Here is a 1,177-nt window from a genome sequence, read left to right on the forward strand (position 1 = left end):
GGTCATGTCGAAACACAGGGCGAAGACAATGAAGTCCACGAAGTGATAATTTGAGGTTGGCGCGTTGACCTGGGGGCCGGCCAACCTAACGCATGATCATGGAGGCCGCACCGTTGCCGATAGACGAGATTTGGCATCGCCTCTCAGCACCATCCTCAAGCGTCGACGCCAGGTGATGGGCGCTCAGCCAAGCGTCCAACGACGCTAGTATTCGGTTGCGCTAATATAAAAGTGACGTAAGGTCATAGGCTCGCATCTTGGGGATGCGCAAGCCATGGGGAACCACGATGAAAGTAGCTGTCTTTTGCGCCGCTGCAGTGATAGCGGCGACCGGTGTCGCTGTTGCCAAGGAGAAGAAGGTGGTTGTCAGTGATGCCGCTACACTATGCTCTACCAAACATTCGACCAAGAAGCCGGTGCCAGAGCTGGATTGCAGTTTGACCGGAACGGCCAAATTGACCGATGGAGCAAGGCCTGAGAAACCACGTCTCGGATATGACACTGACCCGTGGATCGTAAATGAGTTTTAAACGAATGGGGACACCATCCCCGGCTACAGGGGTCCTGCAGAGATAACTGGCTGTAGGAGGTCAGATGCCATGCATGCTACATCGATCATCGGAGCATCTCATTTCCGGCGGCCACGACCTAGTGCAACTTCGACAAGCTATAGCCGAGGGGCGCAAAAAGTGTGTCACGGATGATTAGGAGCTGTGTCGGATGGCTGATGCGGTCAAAACGCCTGGGTGGTCCGTCTTCAAAGCTCGCGGGACGCAGGTGCTCACCGAAACATCCGAGTGGTTCATTCCAACCAACTGGCCCCATCGAGCATTGTTCGATTTGGTCGTTTGCTTTGTCCAACTGCCGCGGTTTGATTTGCAAATGCCTGTCGATCTTGGTGGAGGTGATTACCCCGCCTCTTCTGTCGATAAAGTAAATTCTGCCTATCGCACTCTTCATCGGTTCGGCTTGGCCTTGCAAGTCGACCGTGACCCGGTACGAGCCGGGCGCCGGGCTTGTCACCGACCAACTCGGGGCTGTAACCGCCAGCCTGCTTCCCAGCGCGGCCGCGACATCGGCTCCGGCCCCCTATGACGATTTCCTGCAAATCGACGCGTCCGTCAATCGAGGCAATTCGGGCGGTCCGACGTTCAATCTCAACGGCCAGGTGGTCGGC

At 56.3% G+C, this 1,177-nt stretch carries 2 protein-coding genes; both read left to right on the top strand.

Features of this window, described 5'->3' with window-relative positions:
- Positions 1-287 precede the first annotated feature (287 nt).
- Entirely contained in the window at positions 288-530 is a 243-nt protein-coding gene (locus EN993_RS36020; RefSeq protein WP_127266261.1) for a hypothetical protein, read from the top strand.
- Between the two features lie 458 nt (positions 531-988).
- Positions 989-1,177 (top strand): trypsin-like peptidase domain-containing protein (locus EN993_RS38215; RefSeq protein WP_245469081.1); only part of this gene is annotated, 189 nt, incomplete at its 3' end.

Source organism: Mesorhizobium sp. M7D.F.Ca.US.004.01.2.1, from assembly GCF_003997785.1.
Classification (GTDB): Bacteria; Pseudomonadota; Alphaproteobacteria; order Rhizobiales; family Rhizobiaceae; genus Mesorhizobium; species Mesorhizobium loti.